Origin of the sequence: Methylobacterium brachythecii, from assembly GCF_014196345.1 — a bacterium.
GTDB classification, from domain to species: Bacteria; Pseudomonadota; Alphaproteobacteria; order Rhizobiales; family Beijerinckiaceae; genus Methylobacterium; species Methylobacterium brachythecii.
Map to the genome: position 1 here is coordinate 193,800 of NZ_JACIDN010000001.1, position 17,560 is coordinate 211,359.

A 17,560-nucleotide genomic window follows, 5' to 3' on the forward strand; every position below is an offset into this window, starting at 1 on the left:
CGCTACCGCCACGGCGGCCCGAAAGCCTGGGCGGACGGAAGCCGCCGACGTCCGAGTCCATCGTGACCGCCTCGGGTGAAGCCTGCCTCGCCTCACTTCGTGAGACGGGGGCGCAGTTCGAGGCCGTCGAGACGCCGAAGACCGGCAGCGCAGCCTGTCGCATCGAGACCCCGGTCCGCCTCACGGCGCTCGCCCTGGCCGATGCGACGGGTCGGGTGTTGCCGCTCACGGACAAGCCCATCGTCGATTGCCGGCTGGCCCTCGCCTTCGATGCCTGGATGACGGAGATCGCGCCGGATCTCGTCGCCGGCCGGAGCGCACAGCTCTCCTCCGTGACGACGGGGCCGGGCTGGGAATGCCGCACGCGCAACCGACAGCCCGGTGCGCCCATGAGCAATCACGCCAACGGGCTGGCGCTCGACGTGAACACCTTCTCGTTCGCCAACAAGGCGCGTCTCCCGGTCACGGGAAGTGCCGGCGATCCGGGCTTCCGCGCCTTGCGAGCGGCAGCCTGCAGCCACTTCACCACCGTTCTCGGGCCGGGCTCGGACGGCTTTCACGAAAGCCATCTTCATGTCGACGTGCTGCCACGTCATTCCGGCCGCTTCGGCAAGTTCTGCCACTGAGCCCGGTCGAGGCAGGCTCAGCCGTCCTCGCGCAGGGCCTCGGCGACGCGCGCTTCCAGCAGGTCCGGCCGGCGCAGGACGAGAGCGCCGCGGGTCCGGTCGATGAGGCCCTCGCCCGCCATCACCGTGAACTCGCGCGTCACCTGCTCGCGGCGGCAGCCGATGCGGGCGGCGAGCACGTGGTGATAGGGCGGCGGGGTGACGACGCGCTCGCCCTCGTGGCCTGCGCGCGGCACCGAGAGGCGCAGCAGCTCGGAATAGAGCCGGTGGCGCAGGTCGAGCAGCGCATGCTCCATGAGCCGGGTGTTCAGCTCGCGTACGCGCTTGGCCAGCAGCCGGAACAGCCGGTCGGCGATGGCCTCGGAGGCGAAGACGATCTGCCGGAAGACGTTGGCCGGCACCACGCAGACCTCGCCGCGGGTCAGCGCAGTGACGTTGGCCGAGCGTCCGACCCCGTCGATGGCCGAAAGCTCACCGAAGAAGGCGCCGCCGCGCATCTCGCCGAGGATCACCTCCTTGCCGGACTGGGTCCGGTTGAGGATGCGGACTTCGCCGGTGGCGAGGAAGTACACGTCGGTGGAGATGTCGTCGTAATCGACCAGCACCTCGTTCTCGTCGAACCGGCGCCAATGGCAGCGGGTCTCGTAGGGGGTGAGATCGATCTCCGGTTCCTTGAAGAACGGAATAGTCGCCAGCCGGCCGCTCGACACTGCCTTCACCCCCCCTGCCCGACATCGCAAGGCCGTAGCACGATCGAGCGGGCAAAAGATCCGCGAAGTCGATGCGACGGCGACCTCAGGCGCCGAAAACGGCACGACGCCTCTCGTGCGGGCGTCGACGGCCTGAGGGCCGATTCGATCGTGGCGCTCCGACGGTTCACGGTCAAGGCGTCAGCGCATGCGTTCGCCCCTGCCGCAGCCGCGACCCACACGCATCGGGTGCCGGGCCGTCAGGCCACGTGGCGGAGCGCGTCGCTGCGATGAACCTCGGCCAGGATCTCATAGGAGCGCAGCCGGGCCTCGTGGTCGTGGATCGCGGAGGCAACCATGACCTCGTCGGCACCGGTCTCCGCGATCAGGCGATCGAGCTCCGACCGGATCGTCTCCGGCGATCCGACCAGAGAGCGTGATAGCATCTGGGAGACGTGCCGTTTCTCGGCCGGCGACCAGTAGGCCTCGATGTCGTCGATCGGCGGGCGCAGCAGGCCGCGCGTGCCGCGGATGATGTTGGTGAAGTTCTGCTGTGGCGAGGTGAAGAGCCGCCGCGCCGCCTCGTCCGTCTCGGCCGCGATCACGTTCACGCCGACCATGGCGTGAGGCTTGTCCAGTTGCGCCGAGGGCTGGAACTGCGAGCGATAGGTCGCCAGGGCCGGCAGCAGGGCGTCGGGTGCGAAATGCGAGGCGAAGGCGTAGGGCAGTCCGAGCATGGCCGCGAGCTGAGCGCCGTACAGGCTCGACCCGAGGATCCAGAGAGGCACGTGGGTGCCGGTGCCGGGGACCGCCCGGATGGCTTGGTCCGGCCGCGCCGGCCCGAGCAGGGCCTGCAGCTCGAGCACGTCCTGCGGGAAAGTGTCGGCCCCTTCGAAGGAGCGGCGTAGCGCGCGCATCGTCGCCCGGTCGGTTCCCGGCGCGCGGCCGAGGCCGAGATCGATCCGGCCGGGATGCAGCGTCTCCAGCGTGCCGAACTGCTCGGCGATGACGAGCGGCGCATGGTTCGGCAGCATGATGCCGCCGGCCCCGACGCGAATGGTCTTGGTGCCCGCCGCGACGTGGCCGATCACCACCGAGGTCGCCGCGCTGGCGATGCCGATCATGTTGTGGTGTTCGGCAAGCCAGAACCGCCGGTAGCCGAGCCGCTCGGCATGGCGCGCCAGATCGAGGCTGTTGCGCAGGGCGTCGGCCGGCCCGGACCCTTCGGGAACGAAGGCGAGATCGAGGATGGAGAGCGGAGGCATCACGCGCAGTCGCTTTCGGGCCGCAAACCATGCGGCCGTGACGCGCCCTCGTTCGCCAACATCGTGTGTCGCCGGCGGCTTCGCAAGCGAGGGCGGCGCACCACGAGAGCCGATCGCATGAAGAAGCCCGCCGCGGTGAGCCGGGCGGGCCTCGTCGATGTCACGAGCGGGTTACGCCGCCTTCGGGAGCGACGCCATGTCGATGACGAAGCGATACTTCACGTCGCTCTTCTGCATGCGGGTATAGGCCGCCTCGATCTGATCGATCGGGATCATCTCGATATCGGCGGTGATACCGTGCTTGCCGCAGAAATCGAGCATCTCCTGCGTCTCGGCGATGCCGCCGATGAGGGAGCCGGCGAAGTTGCGGCGGCGCCAGATCACGCTGAAGACGTTCACGTCGAGCGGTTTCTCCGGCGCGCCGACCTGGACCAGGGTGCAGTCGCGCTTCAGCAGGCCGAGATAGGCGTTGATGTCGTGCTGGGCCGCGACCGTATCGAGGATGAAGTCGAAGCTCTCGGCCTGCGCGGCCATGGCCTCGGGGTCCTTCGAGATCACGACCTCGTCGGCGCCCAGGCGCCGGGCATCGGCTTCCTTGCCCGGAGAGGTCGTGAACAGCACGACCCGCGCTCCCATCGCGTGCGCGATCTTCACGCCCATATGGCCGAGGCCGCCCAAGCCCACGATGCCGACCTTCTGGCCGGGACCGACCTTCCAATGGTGCAGCGGTGAGAAGGTGGTGATGCCGGCGCAGAGCAGCGGGGCGACGCCCGCGAGGTCGAGGTTTTCCGGGATGCGCAGCACGAAGTGCTTGTCGACGACGATGTGGCTCGAATAGCCGCCATAGGTGTTCTCGCCGGTCTTCTGTGCCGGGCCGTTATAGGTGCCGGTGAAGCCGGGCTCGCAATACTGCTCCAGGCCTTCCTTGCAGGCCGCGCATTCGCGGCAGGAATCGACCATGCAGCCGACGCCGGCGAGGTCGCCCTCCTTGAAGGTCGAGACGTTCGCGCCGACCCGCTTCACGTGGCCGACGATCTCGTGGCCGGGAACGCAGGGATAGTTGGAGTTCTGCCACTCGTTGCGGGCCTGATGCAGGTCCGAATGGCAAACGCCGCAATAGACGATCTCGATCTCGACGTCGTTCGGGCCGGGATCGCGCCGTTCGAAGCTGAAGGGCGCGAGCGGAGTCGTCGCCTCCTGCGCGGCGTAACCAATGCATTGGAACATTCGCGGACGATCTCCCAGCAGAGCGGCAGTCTCATCGCTGCACTGCCGCAGCCCCTCGGGATCGCTATACACGCGCCATCATGACGGCAGCCAGACACGGTCACGTTGCATCGCTCGATCGATGGAAAATCCCGCAGACCGATGCGGTCTGCAGCTCAGCGGCCGCCGACTTGCCGCCCGGCCTCCGCGACGAGCCGGGAGAACGCCACCGCAGCGGCCGAAGCCTGCACGCGGCTCGGATAGGCGATGTGTGAGCGCGCGACCTCCTCGCCATAGGCGTTGCGCAACGCCCAGCCCCAGCTGTCGCGATCCTGCTCCAGCAGGTCGAAATGCACGGAGCGCGCGCCGAGGCGGCGGGCGAGATCGGTCGGGGTTCGCGACGACGTCCGACCGCTCACGCGAGCCGGCCGAGAGCCTTCTGTCCACAGGTCTGCGATCTGCATGTCGACCTCGAAGCTTGATTCTATGTTCTTGATATGTTCCCAGGCTTAGCCTGTCTAGAAGGTCGGGAGAGCTACGACCGAATTTCCGGTCGCCGGTTCGTCATGACGCAGGCTGCGTGCTTCCCGCCTTGCACCGGAGGCCGCTGCCGATCAGAACGCCGCCATGCTGCGCGTCAACGACCTCTCCTACCGCATCGGCGAGCGCCTGATCCTCGATGCGGCGACCTTCGCGATCCCCGATGGCGCCCGCGTCGGGCTCGTCGGCCGCAACGGTGCGGGCAAGACCACCCTGTTCCGGGCGATCCTCGGCGAGTTGCCGGTCGACGGCAAAGCGGTGTCCATGCCCAAGGGCATGCGGATCGGCGCGGTGGCGCAGGAGGCCCCGGCCGGCCCTGAGACGCTGCACGAGGTCGTGCTCGCGGCCGATACCGAACGCGCGCGGCTCATGGCCGAGGCCGAGACCGCTGATGGCCTGCGCCGGGCGGAGATCGAAACCCGGCTCGTCGACATCGGCGCGCATTCGGCGCCGGCCCGCGCTGCGGCGATCCTGCACGGGCTCGGCTTCGACGCGGCGGCGCAGGGTCGCCCCTGCGCCGATTTCTCCGGCGGCTGGCGCATGCGTGTGGCGCTCGCGGCCGTGCTCTTCTCAGAGCCCGACCTGCTGCTGCTCGATGAGCCGACGAACTATCTCGACATCGAGGGCACGATCTGGCTGTACGACTACCTCGAGAAGTACCCGCGCACGGCGGTCATCATCAGCCACGACCGCGACTTGCTGGATGAGTGTGTCGACCACATCCTGCATCTCGATCGGGGCAAGCTGACGATCTACCGCGGCGGCTATACCAGCTTCGCCCGGCAGCTCTCCGAGAAGCGGGTGCTGCAGGCCAAAGCCAAGGCGAAGCAGGACGTCGAGCGGGCGCACCTCCAGAGCTTCGTCGACCGCTTCAAGGCCAAGGCGACCAAGGCCCGGCAGGCACAGTCGCGCATGAAGCGCCTCGCCAAGATGGAGCCGATCGCTGCGCTCCTCGAAGACGATGTGCCGGTGATCCACCTGCCGAGCCCGGAGCGGCCCCTCTCGCCGCCGATCGTCTCGATGGAGCGCGTGCAGGCCGGCTACGGCGAGCGCATCGTGCTGAAAGGCCTCAACCTCTCACTGGCGCCGGATGATCGCGTCGCGCTGCTCGGGGCCAACGGCAACGGCAAGTCGACCTTCTGCAAGCTGATCGGCGGCCGGCTGCCCCCGTTGTCGGGCGAGATGCGACGTTCCTCCAAAATGGAGGTCGCCTATTTCGCCCAGCACCAGCTCGACGAACTTCGCCCGGCCGAGAGCGCCGTCGCCCATGTCCGCGACCTGATGCCGGACGCGCCCGAGGCGCGGGTCCGTTCGGCCGCCGCGCGGCTTGGCTTCCCGGCCTCGAAAGCCGACACCCCGGTCGGCCAGCTCTCAGGTGGCGAGAAGGCGCGGTTGCTGATGGGGCTCGCGGCCTTCGAGGGGCCGCACCTGCTCATCCTCGATGAGCCGACGAACCATCTCGACATCGAGAGCCGCCAGGCCCTGGTCGAGGCGATCAACGACTACGAGGGCGCGGTGATCCTGGTGAGCCACGACCGCTTCCTGGTCGAGGCCTGCGCCGACCGCCTCTGGATCGTCGGCGACGGCTCGGTGAAGGCTTATGACGGCGATATGGACGACTATCGCCGCCTCGTGCTGTCCGGTCCGGAGCGCGACGACGAGCGCGCAGCCGAGGGCAGCGGTGGGCGGCAGGCCGAGGCTCGCCGCTCGGCGGTGGAGCGCCGAGCAGCACTCGCGCCGCTCCGCAAGAAGCTCGAAGGCACCGAAGCGCGGATGGAAAAGCTCTCGGCGGCGATCGCCAAGATCGACGCGGCGCTCGGCGACGGCACGGCCTTCCTCAAGGACGCGGCCAAGGCCGGCGAACTCGCCAAGATGCGGTCTGACGCAGCCACCGCGCTGGCGCGTGCCGAGGAGGAGTGGCTGGAGCTGAGTGGCGAGATCGAGGGCGCCTCGGCCTGATCTTCCGGGCGACTCCACCCCACGAAAAAGGGGCCGAAAGGCCCCTTTCCGTCGCCTACGCCTCACCAGTGACGGTGGCGGCGATGATGATGGTGATGATGCCGGTGCCGGCGCCAGCCGTGATGATGGTGGTGGTGATGCCCGTGCCGGATGCTGTGCACGAGGGTCGTGTCGTCCTGTCCTGCCAGACCGGCTCCCGTCGCGACGGGAGCGGCCTGCGCCGATCCGATCTGGAGACCGGCGGTCAGGACGAGGGCGGCGAGGCCGCCGAGAAGCCGTGTGGACATCCATATCCTCCTCAAACGCGAGCCATTGCTCGCGCGAGACAAGCTAGTGTCGTGTGACGTAAATCAAAGTCTTGTCGACGAACTAAGAAGAATTTTTGCTGATATTGCACGCCGATAGTCTGGATCTCACCTGTTGAAGCCGCACGTGTGGCGAATTGTTTTAATCCGTTGCTGCGTCGCGTTTCGTCATCCGCAAGCAGTCGTCACTCGCATGGCCCGTCCGGCCGCGGAAGTGTCCCCGCGCCGATCGATCGCAGCGATCCGAACGGGCTCGCGAACGTTGTCGAGCCGCGGTGCTGGCGGGAGACGACGAGATGGCGGGTTGGATCGGAAGCCTGGTGGGAGCCGCCGTGATCGCGACGACCGCGGCCGGGGCGATGGCGGCGGGTGGCGATCCGCTGGCCGTCCATCTCTGGAAATCGCGGGTTCTCGTGATCGCGGCGCCCGAGGCGGGCGATGCCCGGCTGCAGGCCCAGCGCGAGGCCCTGGCCGCCGCGCGCGGGGGCGTGAAGGAGCGGGATCTCGTGGTGGTGGAAGCCATCGGCAATGGGCCTCGCGCCGTGGAGCTTCGGCAGCGCCTCGGTCTCCCGGAAGGCGCCTTTCGAGCGGTGCTCGTGGGCAAGGATGGCGGTCCGAAGCTCTCGTCCGGGGAGCCGATCCCACCCCAAAACCTGTTCGCCACCATCGACGCCATGCCGATGCGGCGTGACGAGATGAAACGGCGCTGAGAGGCCGGCCGCATGATCTTTCACCCGAACCGTCACCCTGCCCGCCGGCCGCCGGCGAAGACGCTCGCGCTCTTGCCCCTGGCGGCGGCGGGCGCCTGGATCGCCTGGAGCCATCTCGGTCGAGGGACCGTGCCGCTGCCTCCCGCTCTGCCCGGCCGCCGCCGCGTGCTGCGGACGCGGGCCGGCGCGGTGAGTTTCTATGCTTCCGACGAGCGGGCCGGCGTGCCGCTGCTCTTGATCCACTCGGTCAACGCGGCAGCCAATGCCTACGAGGTCCGGCCGCTCTACGAGCAATACCGGCGCAGCCGTCCGGTCTATGCCCTCGACCTGCCGGGTTTCGGCTTCTCCGAACGCTCGGACCGGACCTACACGCCGCGGCTGATGACCGACGCGATCCACGCGATCACTGCGGAAATCCGGGGCCGGCACGGCGGCCCGGCGATCGACGCCCTCGCGCTGTCGCTTCCTTCCGCCTATCTCGCCCGCGCCGCGCTGGAGCGGCCGGCCGATTATGCCAGCCTCGGCCTGATCAGCCCGGTGGGGTTCGATGCGCGCCTTTCAGGCGACGGGCCGGTGGGCGGCGACCGCCGGCATCCGCTGACGCGCGAGATCGTCGGCTTCCCGCTTTGGGGGCGGCCGCTCTTCGACGCCCTCGTGAGCCGGCCGAGCATGCGCTACTTCCTGGAGCGGACCTGGGGCTCCAAGGATATCGACGAAGGCCTGCTGGAATACGATCAGCTCTCCGTGCGCCAGCCCGGCGCCGAATACGCGCCGTTCTCCTTCCTCTCGGGCTACCTGTTCCCGACCGACGTCAGCCGGCTCTACGCGGCCTTGCGCCTGCCGGTCTGGATGCTGCGCGGGTCGCGCGGCGACTTCACCGACTACGACCGGGTGGGCGAGGCCGTCGCCCGGCACAACTGGACGGTGGACCGACTTCCGACCGGCGCCTTCCCGCATTTCGAGGATAGCAATGCTGTTTCCCAACTCTACGATGATTTTCTGAGGCGGTCTCGTTGACCTCGGAAATTCTCTGCAACCTGTGCGCCGCTGTATTCTTGCACCGCTTGTTCGATTTCCTGACGTAACGACTTGCTGATCCTCGATCTTCTCAGGATGATCGGCCGCGAATCAGCTTGAACGAGCAGGACATCGGATGCTCGGAGGCCTGGGAGGGTCGTTTCGACACGCCAGGAGTGCCTCGGGCCTCCTGAGACTTCTGCTTGTCCTGTCGCTTGTCGTTCCGACGGCCGTCTTCGCCTTCGTGACGCTGCAGGGCCGCGCCCTGTTACTCGACAATGCGACGAACCGTACCACCCGTATGGCGGAGCTCCTGGCGCAGCAGGCGGCGGCGACCTTCGACGGCTACAACGCCGCCTTCAGCCGGATCGAGGAGCATCTGCTGCACACGGAGGGGCAGTTCCAGGAGAATCTGCTGCACGAGTATCTCTCCGACATCGACCGGGACATGCGCTCCGTCGACAGCATCGCCGTTGTGGACGAGGATGGCGCTGCGATCGCGCATAGCCGCTACTTCCCCGTTCCCAAGACCTATGTTGGGGATCGCGACTACATTCAGAACGCGACACCGGCTGGCCGCGACCGACCGGGGTCGATCCAGGGTCGTGAAGGCATGGTGATCGGCCTCCCGGTGAAGAGCCGAATCTCCGGCAAGACCGTTCTTCTCGCCTCGCGCGGCCGTCACGACATCCCCGGCGCGGCGCACGGCACGCTCGTGATCTCGATCTCGCAGCAATACTTCGAGGAATTCTACCGCACCCTCGCCCTCACCAAGAGCGATCGGGTCGCCCTGATCCGCTCCGATACCCGTGTGCTGGCCCAGATCCCGGCCGTCCCCGGCCGTCCTTCGATCGACCCGGAGCAGACCGGGACGCTCGGCCCGATCACGACCGCCGCGGCCAGCGAAGTCGGCATCCGGCAACTCACCGACGGCACGATCGACTACGTCTCGCCCGTCGATGGAGCGCGGCGGATCTCGGGCTTCCGCAAGGTCGAGGGTTACCCGATCTATGTCGAGGTGGGCTTCGCCGTCGACAACGTGCTGGCGCCATGGCGCAACCAAGCCCTGATCAATCTCGCGATCGCGGCCATCGCCACGCTGCTGCTCTTCTCGGTGGCCCGCATGGCGCTCGTGAAATCGCGGGACGAGGCGGCGATGCAGGCGCTGCTTCTCGCCGAGGAACACCAGCGCCTCGAGGCGGAGTCGGCTCTGCGTCAGGCGCAGAAGATGGAAGCGCTCGGCCAGCTCACCGGCGGCATCGCGCACGACTTCAACAACATGCTCAACATCGTCCTGGTGAACCTCGAACTCGCCGCCAAACGCCTGACCGACCGCAAGCCGGACGATCTCGATCGCGTGGACGGCTACGTGAGGGGCGCGGCGCAGGGCGCCGAGCGCGGCGTGGCGCTCACCCGGCGGCTGCTCGCCTTCGCCCATCGCCAGGAGGACGAGGACCCGGTGGTCGTCCAGGCCTCGGATCTGGTGGTCGGAGTGCTCGACCTTCTCGGCCAGGCGGCCGGCTCCAAGGTGAGGATCACGCTGGATACTCCTCGGGGCCTGCATCCGGTCCGGGTCGATCCGAACGAATTGGAGACGGCCCTGCTCAACCTCGTCGTGAATGCACGCGACGCCATGCCGGCGGGCGGACGCGTCCACGTTTCCGTGCGGGAGGAGGGACGCATGGTCGTGCTCTCGGTGAAGGATACCGGGCACGGGATGGATGCGGAGATGCTGAAGCGCGCCACCGAGCCCTTCTTCACCACCAAGGAATCCGGCAAGGGCTCCGGCCTTGGCCTCTCGATGGTCGAGCGCTTCGCAATCCATTCGGGGGGCAGCTTGCGGCTGGAAAGCCAGCCCGGCAGCGGGACGACCGCAGAGATCAGGCTGCCGGCGGCTTCCACCTGAACCTGCCGAGATCGGCTGATCCGCTGCTCATGCGTGACCGGGTGCCATTCGTGAAAACGGGCGAGGCCATCGCCCCGCCCGCTTCTGCATTTCGGTGATGCCGGCCGTCAGTGTCGCGGCAGCCGCTGCAGCGCCTTGAGGAAGATGTCGACGTCCTCGCGGTTGTTGTAGAAGGCCAGCGAGGCGCGGATCGACTGGTCGACGCCGAAGCGGCGAAGCGCCGGCAGGGCGCAGTGGTGGCCGGAGCGCACCGCGACGCCGTGGCGGTCGAGATGCTGGGCCACCGCCGCGTTGTCCTGCCCCTCGATCACGAAGGACATCACGCTCGCCTTCTCGCGGGCCGTGCCGATGAGGCGAAGGCCCTTGATGTCGGCGAGGCCGGCTTGCGCGTATTCGAGCAGGTCGTGCTCGTAGGCCGCTATGGCCGGCAGGCCGACGCTCTCCAGATAGTCGAGCGCCGCGCCGAGGCCGACAGCGCCGGCGATGTCCGGCGTGCCCGCCTCGAACTTTTCGGGCGCGCCCTTGTAGACGGTCTTCGCGAAGGTGACGTCCTCGATCATGTGGCCGCCGCCCTGCCACGGAGGCATCGCCTCTAGCAGGTGCTTCTTGCCGTAGAGCGCGCCGATACCCGTCGGCCCGAACACCTTGTGGCCGGAGAAGACCACGAAGTCCGCATCGAGCGACTGCACGTCGATCGGGATGTGTGGGGTCGACTGGGCCGCATCGACCAGCACCGGCACGCCATAGGCGTGGGACAGCGCGATGATCTCGCGGACCGGGTTCACCGTGCCGAGCGCGTTGGCGACGTGGGTGATCGAGACGATCTTGGTGCGGCCCGACAGCAGGGCCGCGAACTGCTCGAAGATGATCTCGCCGCGATCGTTGACCGGGATCACCCGCAGCGCCGCCCCGGTGGCCTGTGTGAGGAGCTGCCAGGGCACGATGTTGGCGTGGTGCTCGATCGTCGAGACGATGATCTCATCGCCCGGGCCGATATTGGCGCGGCCATAGGAGGCTGCGACGAGGTTGATCGCCTCGGTCGTGCCGCGCAGGAAGACGATGTCGTCCTTCGACGGGGCGTTGAGGAAGCGGCGCACCTTCTCGCGGCCACCCTCGAACAGATCCGTGGAGCGCGCCGCGAGGGTGTGTGCGGCCCGGTGAATGTTCGAGTTGTGGCGGCCGTAGAACTCGCTCGTCGCGTCGATGACCGATTGCGGCTTGTGGGTGGTGGCCGCGTTGTCGAGCCAGACGAGGCGATGCCCGTTGATGCTCTGGTGCAGCGCCGGGAAGTCCTTGCGGACATGCTCCACGTCGAAGGGCGCGCCCACCGGGCTCGATCCCTGCGAGGTCACGCGCGGCGCCGGGCCACAGTTGCGGGACGGCTCGACGCGAGGCGAAGCGTGCGGCTTCGACGTGCGGGTGGGGCCCGTCAGGAAGTAGTAGTCGCCCGAGGAGAACGGCTCGTCGTCGTCATGCTCCACTGTGCGCACGGCATCGCTGCTCCCGGACGGACCTGCCGGCACGACACCGGGCGCGATCGCGCCGGCGAAGCCGGCGGCACGCGGATGGTCTGCCGCGATCTGCCGGCGGAGGTCCGGACCGCCCGGAAGGAAGGCGACGACGTCCGGCAGGCTCGGCACGAAGAATTCCGGCAGCCGCGCGGGAGCCAGGGGATCGAGCAGAGGATGCACCGACGGGATCGTCGTGGTGTCGAGGAAGCCCGCGCTCACCGGTGCTGGGGTGCCGCCCACCGGATTGGCAGGCGCCGGACCGGTCAGGCCCGGCAGCCCGACGGCAGGACCAACGACGTTGCGCGCGGCGAGGACGGACGCGTCGGGCTGGTAGCCCGACGGCATGGCGCCCGAGGGCGCGGAAGGCGTACCGACCGGGCCGCCCGGCACCGCAGGGTGTCCCGAGGCTTGAGTCAGCGACTCGGCACCCTGCGGCAGTTGCGGCGAGGCCGGCAGCGACGGGGCGAAGGGCGCAGAGGCCGCGTTGCCCTGGCCGTAGATCTCGCGGGCGAGGCGCCCGACGAGATCGGCGTGGGCGAGATCACGCGGCGCGCCCGTGGGAACGGCGAAGCCGACCTCAGGCGTAGTCATGGTAGTTGCCCAGCAGCACGTTATCGAGACGGGCGATAGCGTCCTCGACCAGCACGGCGGCCGAGAAGTAGCGCGTCACGAGGTGCGAGGCGATGGAGTGGTCGTTGGTGCCCATGTAGCGCACCGACAGGCCCGGCTCGATCTCGCCGGTGACGCCGGACTTCTGCAGGCCGACCACGCCCTGCTCGCCCTCGCCGACGCGAAGCAGCAGGATCGAGGTGGTCTGGGCGCCGGTGGCCGGATCGGTGTCGATCGGCAGCTTGTCGCTGGGCACCAGCGGGACGCCGCGCCAGGTGATGAACGGCGCGCCGAACAGGTGCACCACGACCGGCGGCACGCCGCGGCGGGTGGCCTCGCGGCCGAACGCGGCGATGGCGCGCGGATGCGCGACGAAGAAGGCGGGCTTCTTCCAGACCAGCGTCAGCAGCTCGTCCAGATCGTCCGGGGTCGGCGGCCCCGAGCGGGTCGGGATGCGCTGGCGGCCGCCGACTTCATTGAGCAGGCCGAATTCCGAATTGTTGAGCAGCTCCCACTCCTCGCGCTCCTTCACGGCGTCGACCGTGAGGCGGATCTGCTCGCGGAGCTGGTCGATCTCGTTCGAGTAGAGGTCGGTGACGCGGGTATGGGTGTTGAGGATCGTCTGGATCGTCGAGAGGTGGTACTCGCGCGGGTCGACTTCGTAATCGACGTAGGTCGTCGGCAGGCGCGGCTCGCCGGTATGGACGGCCAGGAGCTCGATGCCCTGCTCGCCCTGGCTGTTGACGTGGCCCTTCAGCCGGTCGCGCTCCTCGACATATTGCGAGATGCGGTTCTTGATCGCGTCGTCGTCGAGCGCCTTGCGGTCGAGGGTGAGCAACGTGACGGCCGAGAGCGCCTTCACGGCCGGGGCAGGCTGGCCCTCGCCGGTCAGCGCGTCGTCACCGAAGAAGTCGCCGCGGGTGGCGAGACCCGAGCGCAGGCGGTTCTTGTAGGGGCCGGACAGGGAGAGCTCGACGGTGCCGTCGGCGACGACGGTCAGGCTGCGGTCCTTTGCGCCCTCGTCCGAGATGGTCTCGCCGGCCTTGTGCTTGCTCTCGGTGAAATGGTCCGCGAGTGCGGCGAGCTCGGCATCGCCGAGACGGCTGAAGACCGGCACGGCGCGCAGCGAGGCCGGGCTGATCGCGCGCTTCTTGCCCTCGGCAGCGAGATCGATGCGGCCGGGCTTGGCCAGCACGACGGCGCGGCGGTTCACGCGGTAGACGCCACCGCCGACATTCACGAACGGGAGCAGGCGCAGCAGCCAGCGCGGTGTGTTCGCCAGATTCTGGACGGAGGTGACGGTGGCCGTCGATAGATTACGTGCTGCCGATGCGCTCACGCTCAGTCCCGGTCCGCTCATGATGTGTCGTCTCCGTGCAGGAAGAATATCGAGGATGTTTGGGACGCGAAGACGGGCTCCGGCGCGAAACGAACGCGACCGGGCCAGGCACATGCAAGAACTCGCATGCGCTTGATCCAAGCATCGAAATATTGTGCTTCCGCTGGCGAAACCTTGCTAACGCCGCGGCGCAGCAGTGGTCTAGTCTTGTGCGACGATTCGGGTCAATGAAACGATCATCTAAATTATGCGGTATTTTCAGGATATTTATTCAGTGATTATGTATTATCGGGAAAATGATTCCGTTATCCGATGAAAATATGGAATTTAGTTCCACAGAACGAACATTTGAGAAGAACTTTTGAACGGATTGTGTCGGAGAACCTTTTTCTTCGTATGGTTAGATGCCATCGCCGTAGCCGAACGATTGATCCATGCTGAGCGCCGGGGACTCGCCGACGGGAAGCTTGGACACCACCCTGGCCGGAACGCCCGCGACGGTCGTATGGGGCGGCACGTCGCTGAGCACGACGGCTGCCGCCGCGACCTTGGCGCCCTCCCCGACCCGGATGTTGCCGAGAACCTTGGCGCCGACGCTGAGCAGCACGCCGCGTGCGATCTTCGGATGGCGATCGCCGCTCTCCTTGCCGTTGCCGCCGAGCGTCACGGATTGAAGGATCGACACGTCGTCGGCGATCACCGTGGTCTCGCCGATCACCACGCCGGTGGCGTGATCGATGAAGACGCCGGACCCGATGCGCGCTGCCGGATGGATGTCCGCGCCGAAGACTTCGGAGATCCGGCTCTGCACGTGCAGCGCCAGCGTCGCCCGGCCCTGGTGCCAGAGCCAGTGCGCCACGCGGTAGCCTTCGAGGGCGGCGAGCCCCTTGTAGAACAGGAACGGGTCGAGATAGCGCCGGCAGGTCGGGTCGCGCTCTCGTATGGCGACGAGGTCGCGCACTGCGTGCGTGCTGGCATGGGGATCGGCTTCGAAGGCCGATAGGCAGAGGTCGCGCATGGCGAGCCGCGACAGGTCGCCGTCGCCGAGGCGATGCGCGAGCCGGTAGGCGAAGGCCTGGGCGATGCTGCGCTGGTCGAGCACCGTCGCCTGAATGATGCCGGCATAGAGCGGCTCCTCGATGAGGGCCGCTTCGGCTTCCGAGCGCAACTGGTCCCAGACCGCGTCGACGCTCGAAGACCGGCTCGTCGTCCGCAGTGGCACCTGGGGCAGCGACGAGCGTGCCTCGAGAACGACACCGAGACTCATGCGACGATCCTCGACCGAGCCGTCACATCGCTCCGGGTTCGAGCCGAGGGAGTGCTCGCTGTTCTCGACAAAGTGGAAGCGCCTGCCACCTCAGTTCATCCGCTTCTCGAAGAGATCGGGCAGATAGCGGTACAAGGTCTCGTGACCCTCGAACTGTACGTCGACGCTCACCGTGCCCTCGGGAGAGGGCTGCCCCTCGTCATGCGTTTCGATCACGCGGCCAGTGGCATGGCGCCAGATGCCGAGAGCCTCGGCGACGTCCAGCCGTGCGAACACGACCTCGTCGCCCGGCTCCATGGCCTCGCGCTTCTCGACCACCTCGCAAGGCTGCCGGTTCAGATCTCCGGCCTGCCCCGATGCCGTTCGGAATCGCTCTGCGGGCGGTGGAGAGGACATGTCCTCCGACGCGTCCGATTCAGAGAAACTTTGCGTCGTAGAAGCTCGGTCAAGCAGCATGATTTTTCTGCTAAATCATTGTTTCGACTAGATATTTGGAGATTATCATCGGATTTGCAAGCCTTGTTTCAGGCAGCCTCCCGCGATACGCGACGAGAGCCGCTGCGTTCACTGCCGGCAGGAGCCCGCGCATGAAAATCACCCCCGTCGACGAGAAGCTCTCGGTCGCGCACCAGCCGAGCGAGGCGGAGATCGCCGCGCTCGGCGCGAACGGCGTTGCGCTTCTCATCAACAACCGCCCCGACGGCGAGGAGGCCGGGCAGCCCGGCACGCAGGCGGAAGCCGCGGCCGCCAAAGCGGCAGGCCTCGCCTATCTCCACATCCCCGTCACCGGGCCGAGCCTGAGCCGCGCAGACGTCGACGGGTTCCGCGAGGCGGTGCTCGCCGCACCGGGCCCGGTGGTCGCGCATTGCCGCAGCGGCACGCGCTCGCTGACGCTCTGGGCGATCGGCGAGGTGCTCGCCGGCAATCTCGGCCGCGAGGAGGTTCTCGATTACGGTGCGCGGCTCGGGATCGACCTATCCGGCGCCGCACGCTGGCTCGACGCCCACGCCGGCGAGCCGGCATGAGCCCCTACCTCGCCTCGCTCGCCGGCGGCGCGCTGATCGGTCTGTCGGTGGCGCTGATGCTGATCCTGCACGGCCGTATCGCTGGGGTGAGCGGGCTCGTTGCCGGGCTCGGCACGGACCGGGGCGAGCGCCGCTGGGTCGACGCCGCCTTCGTCGCTGGGCTGGTCCTGGGGCCGCCGGTCGTCGCGGGTCTCTCCGGCGCGTGGCCTGCGATGCGGATCGCCGCCTCGCTGCCGGTGCTCGTCGTGGCGGGACTGCTGGTTGGGTTCGGGACGCGGCTCGGCTCGGGCTGCACCAGCGGGCACGGCGTTGCCGGGCTGGCGCGGCTCTCTCCCCGCTCGATCGTCGCGGTGCTTACGTTCGTGGCTGCCGGGATTCTGACCGTCGCCCTCGTCGGGCTGGGAGCGCGGTGAGCATGGCGCCGGTCCGCATTCTCGCCGCCCTCGGGCTCGGCCTGCTCTTCGGCCTCGGCCTCGCCCTCTCCGGCATGCTCGACCCTGCCCGCGTGCGCGGCTTCCTCGACGTCTTCGGCGCCTGGGATCCGAGCCTGGTCTTCGTGCTCGGCGGCGCCGTCACCGTCTCGAGCCTCGGCTACCAGCTCGTGCGCCGCCTCTCGAAGCCGGCCCTGGCCGAAAGCTTCCAGATCCCCACGAACCGCCGGGTCGACGGAAAACTGATCGGAGGCTCGGCCCTGTTCGGGATCGGATGGGGCCTCTCCGGCTTCTGCCCGGGGCCGGCAGTCGCCGCGCTCTCCACCGGCGTGCTGCCGGTCGCGGTCTTCGTGGCGGCGATGCTCGTCGGCATGACGGCGCATCGGGTTTTCACCCTGCGCGGGGCAGAAGCCGGGATTCCGGCACGGGATTCTTAATAGTTTGTCCCACCCAATGGGGTTCGTGCTGCACCGCACTTGATCGAGACCGAGCTCTGAGCGACCGAAGATCATGGTCAAACTCGTTCGCCTCATGGCCTGGATGATGATCGCCGCGCTCGTCGTCGTGACGCTCGCGCCGATCGGCATGCGCCCGGTCATCGTCCAGAACGCGAACATGGAGCGCGCGCTGGCCTACGCTCTCCTCGGCTTCCTCTTCGCCGCCGGTTATCCGCGCCACCGCCTGCTCGCCTTCGCCGTGGGCGTGGCCGTCGCGGCGGGACTGGAGATCGGGCAGGTCTTCACCGCGAGCCGTCACGGGCGCGTGCCGGACTTCCTGGTGAAGGCTGCCGCTGCCGGTATCGGTGTCGTCGCGGCCTGGGTTCTCGCCGAACTCCATAGCCGCTGGACCCGCCAGACCCTTCGTGCCTGAGAGGAGCCGGCGAGAGCCGCCATGTCGGCTGCGCCGACCCACTCACCATACCCCGCATCCGGTGCGTCGAGCCGCTTGAAAAGCGCCGATCCCTTCGATACACCGCACCGCCTGTGCCGCCGTAGCTCAGTTGGTTAGAGCGCTTGATTGTGGATCAAGAGGTCCCCCGTTCGAGCCGGGGCGGTGGTACCATCTCATTTGTCTGATGGTTCTTAAGGGGTTGGCGCGGGCGCCAGCCCCTTTTTCGTTCGACCTTGCCGTGCCGTCGGAAAGCGGGATGAGCGA

General features: G+C 68.0%; 18 protein-coding genes and 1 tRNA gene. 10 read left to right on the forward strand and 9 right to left on the reverse strand.

Going from position 1 to position 17,560, the window contains the following annotated elements:
- The first annotated feature begins 62 nt into the window (after positions 1–62).
- Positions 63–626: an extensin-like domain-containing protein gene (locus tag GGR33_RS00905; RefSeq protein WP_183501501.1), complete on the forward strand. Its 564-nt coding sequence runs from the start codon at positions 63–65 to the stop codon at positions 624–626.
- Between the two features lie 17 nt (positions 627–643).
- Here the strand turns inward: GGR33_RS00905 and GGR33_RS00910 are convergent, their stop codons facing one another.
- The 4 genes from GGR33_RS00910 to GGR33_RS00925 form a co-directional block, all read right to left on the reverse strand.
- Positions 644–1,336, reverse strand: a complete 693-nt coding sequence (locus GGR33_RS00910) for a Crp/Fnr family transcriptional regulator (RefSeq protein WP_183501502.1) — start codon at positions 1,334–1,336, stop codon at positions 644–646.
- Positions 1,337–1,575: 239 nt separating this feature from the next.
- Positions 1,576–2,580 carry an LLM class flavin-dependent oxidoreductase gene (locus GGR33_RS00915; protein ID WP_183501503.1) on the reverse strand — a complete coding sequence of 335 codons (1,005 nt, stop codon included), beginning with the start codon at positions 2,578–2,580 and terminating at the stop codon, positions 1,576–1,578.
- A 171-nt stretch (positions 2,581–2,751) separates the two neighbouring features.
- Positions 2,752–3,807: an NAD(P)-dependent alcohol dehydrogenase gene (locus tag GGR33_RS00920; protein ID WP_183501504.1), complete on the reverse strand. Its 1,056-nt coding sequence runs from the start codon at positions 3,805–3,807 to the stop codon at positions 2,752–2,754.
- A 155-nt stretch (positions 3,808–3,962) separates the two neighbouring features.
- The gene (locus GGR33_RS00925) at positions 3,963–4,205 is read right to left on the reverse strand and encodes a hypothetical protein (protein ID WP_210301847.1); all 243 of its coding nucleotides are present in this window, start codon (positions 4,203–4,205) and stop codon (positions 3,963–3,965) included.
- A gap of 208 nt (positions 4,206–4,413) precedes the next feature.
- On the opposite strand from GGR33_RS00925, the gene GGR33_RS00930 reads away from it, so the two are divergent.
- On the forward strand, positions 4,414–6,285 hold the full coding sequence (locus GGR33_RS00930) for an ABC-F family ATP-binding cassette domain-containing protein (protein WP_183501505.1): 1,872 nt from the start codon (positions 4,414–4,416) through the stop codon (positions 6,283–6,285).
- Between the two features lie 62 nt (positions 6,286–6,347).
- On the opposite strand, the gene GGR33_RS00935 is transcribed toward GGR33_RS00930, so the two are convergent.
- The gene (locus tag GGR33_RS00935) at positions 6,348–6,572 is read right to left on the reverse strand and encodes a hypothetical protein (protein WP_183501506.1); all 225 of its coding nucleotides are present in this window, start codon (positions 6,570–6,572) and stop codon (positions 6,348–6,350) included.
- A gap of 314 nt (positions 6,573–6,886) precedes the next feature.
- Here GGR33_RS00935 and GGR33_RS00940 point away from each other — a divergent pair, with 314 nt between their 5' ends.
- From GGR33_RS00940 to GGR33_RS00950, 3 genes are all read left to right on the forward strand, one after another.
- Entirely contained in the window at positions 6,887–7,300 is a 414-nt protein-coding gene (locus GGR33_RS00940; RefSeq protein WP_183501507.1) for a DUF4174 domain-containing protein, read from the forward strand.
- Positions 7,301–7,312: 12 nt separating this feature from the next.
- Positions 7,313–8,317, forward strand: coding sequence for an alpha/beta hydrolase (locus tag GGR33_RS00945; RefSeq protein WP_183501508.1), 1,005 nt, complete (start codon positions 7,313–7,315; stop codon positions 8,315–8,317).
- Between the two features lie 136 nt (positions 8,318–8,453).
- Positions 8,454–10,223 carry an ATP-binding protein gene (locus GGR33_RS00950; RefSeq protein ID WP_183501509.1) on the forward strand — a complete coding sequence of 590 codons (1,770 nt, stop codon included), beginning with the start codon at positions 8,454–8,456 and terminating at the stop codon, positions 10,221–10,223.
- A 107-nt stretch (positions 10,224–10,330) separates the two neighbouring features.
- Here GGR33_RS00950 and GGR33_RS00955 read toward each other — a convergent pair whose 3' ends face one another.
- From GGR33_RS00955 to GGR33_RS00970, 4 genes are all read right to left on the reverse strand, one after another.
- Positions 10,331–12,325 (reverse strand): family 2A encapsulin nanocompartment cargo protein cysteine desulfurase, encoded by a 1,995-nt coding sequence (locus GGR33_RS00955; protein ID WP_183501510.1) that lies wholly within the window; start codon positions 12,323–12,325, stop codon positions 10,331–10,333.
- Entirely contained in the window at positions 12,312–13,703 is a 1,392-nt protein-coding gene (locus tag GGR33_RS26180; RefSeq protein ID WP_183501511.1) for a family 2B encapsulin nanocompartment shell protein, read from the reverse strand. Before GGR33_RS26180 ends, GGR33_RS00955 begins: the two co-directional genes overlap by 14 nt.
- A gap of 379 nt (positions 13,704–14,082) precedes the next feature.
- Complete coding sequence (cysE, locus tag GGR33_RS00965; protein ID WP_183501512.1) at positions 14,083–14,949, reverse strand: serine O-acetyltransferase; 867 nt, start codon at positions 14,947–14,949, stop codon at positions 14,083–14,085.
- A 90-nt stretch (positions 14,950–15,039) separates the two neighbouring features.
- Positions 15,040–15,246: a hypothetical protein gene (locus GGR33_RS00970; RefSeq protein ID WP_183502109.1), complete on the reverse strand. Its 207-nt coding sequence runs from the start codon at positions 15,244–15,246 to the stop codon at positions 15,040–15,042.
- 290 nt (positions 15,247–15,536) lie between these two features.
- Here GGR33_RS00970 and GGR33_RS00975 point away from each other — a divergent pair, with 290 nt between their 5' ends.
- The 5 genes from GGR33_RS00975 to GGR33_RS00995 all read left to right on the forward strand — a co-directional run bounded on the left by GGR33_RS00975 (position 15,537) and on the right by GGR33_RS00995 (position 17,467).
- Complete coding sequence (locus GGR33_RS00975; RefSeq protein WP_183501513.1) at positions 15,537–15,974, forward strand: protein tyrosine phosphatase family protein; 438 nt, start codon at positions 15,537–15,539, stop codon at positions 15,972–15,974.
- Complete coding sequence (locus GGR33_RS00980) at positions 15,971–16,387, forward strand: YeeE/YedE family protein (protein ID WP_183501514.1); 417 nt, start codon at positions 15,971–15,973, stop codon at positions 16,385–16,387. Before GGR33_RS00975 ends, GGR33_RS00980 begins: the two co-directional genes overlap by 4 nt.
- 2 nt (positions 16,388–16,389) lie before the next feature.
- The gene (locus tag GGR33_RS00985; RefSeq protein ID WP_183501515.1) at positions 16,390–16,842 is read left to right on the forward strand and encodes a YeeE/YedE family protein; all 453 of its coding nucleotides are present in this window, start codon (positions 16,390–16,392) and stop codon (positions 16,840–16,842) included.
- A gap of 73 nt (positions 16,843–16,915) precedes the next feature.
- A complete protein-coding gene (locus GGR33_RS00990; protein WP_183501516.1) occupies positions 16,916–17,275 on the forward strand; it encodes a hypothetical protein in 360 nt (119 codons plus the stop codon).
- 115 nt (positions 17,276–17,390) lie between these two features.
- Positions 17,391–17,467: transfer RNA gene (locus GGR33_RS00995), tRNA-His, on the forward strand.
- Positions 17,468–17,560: the final 93 nt, after the last annotated feature.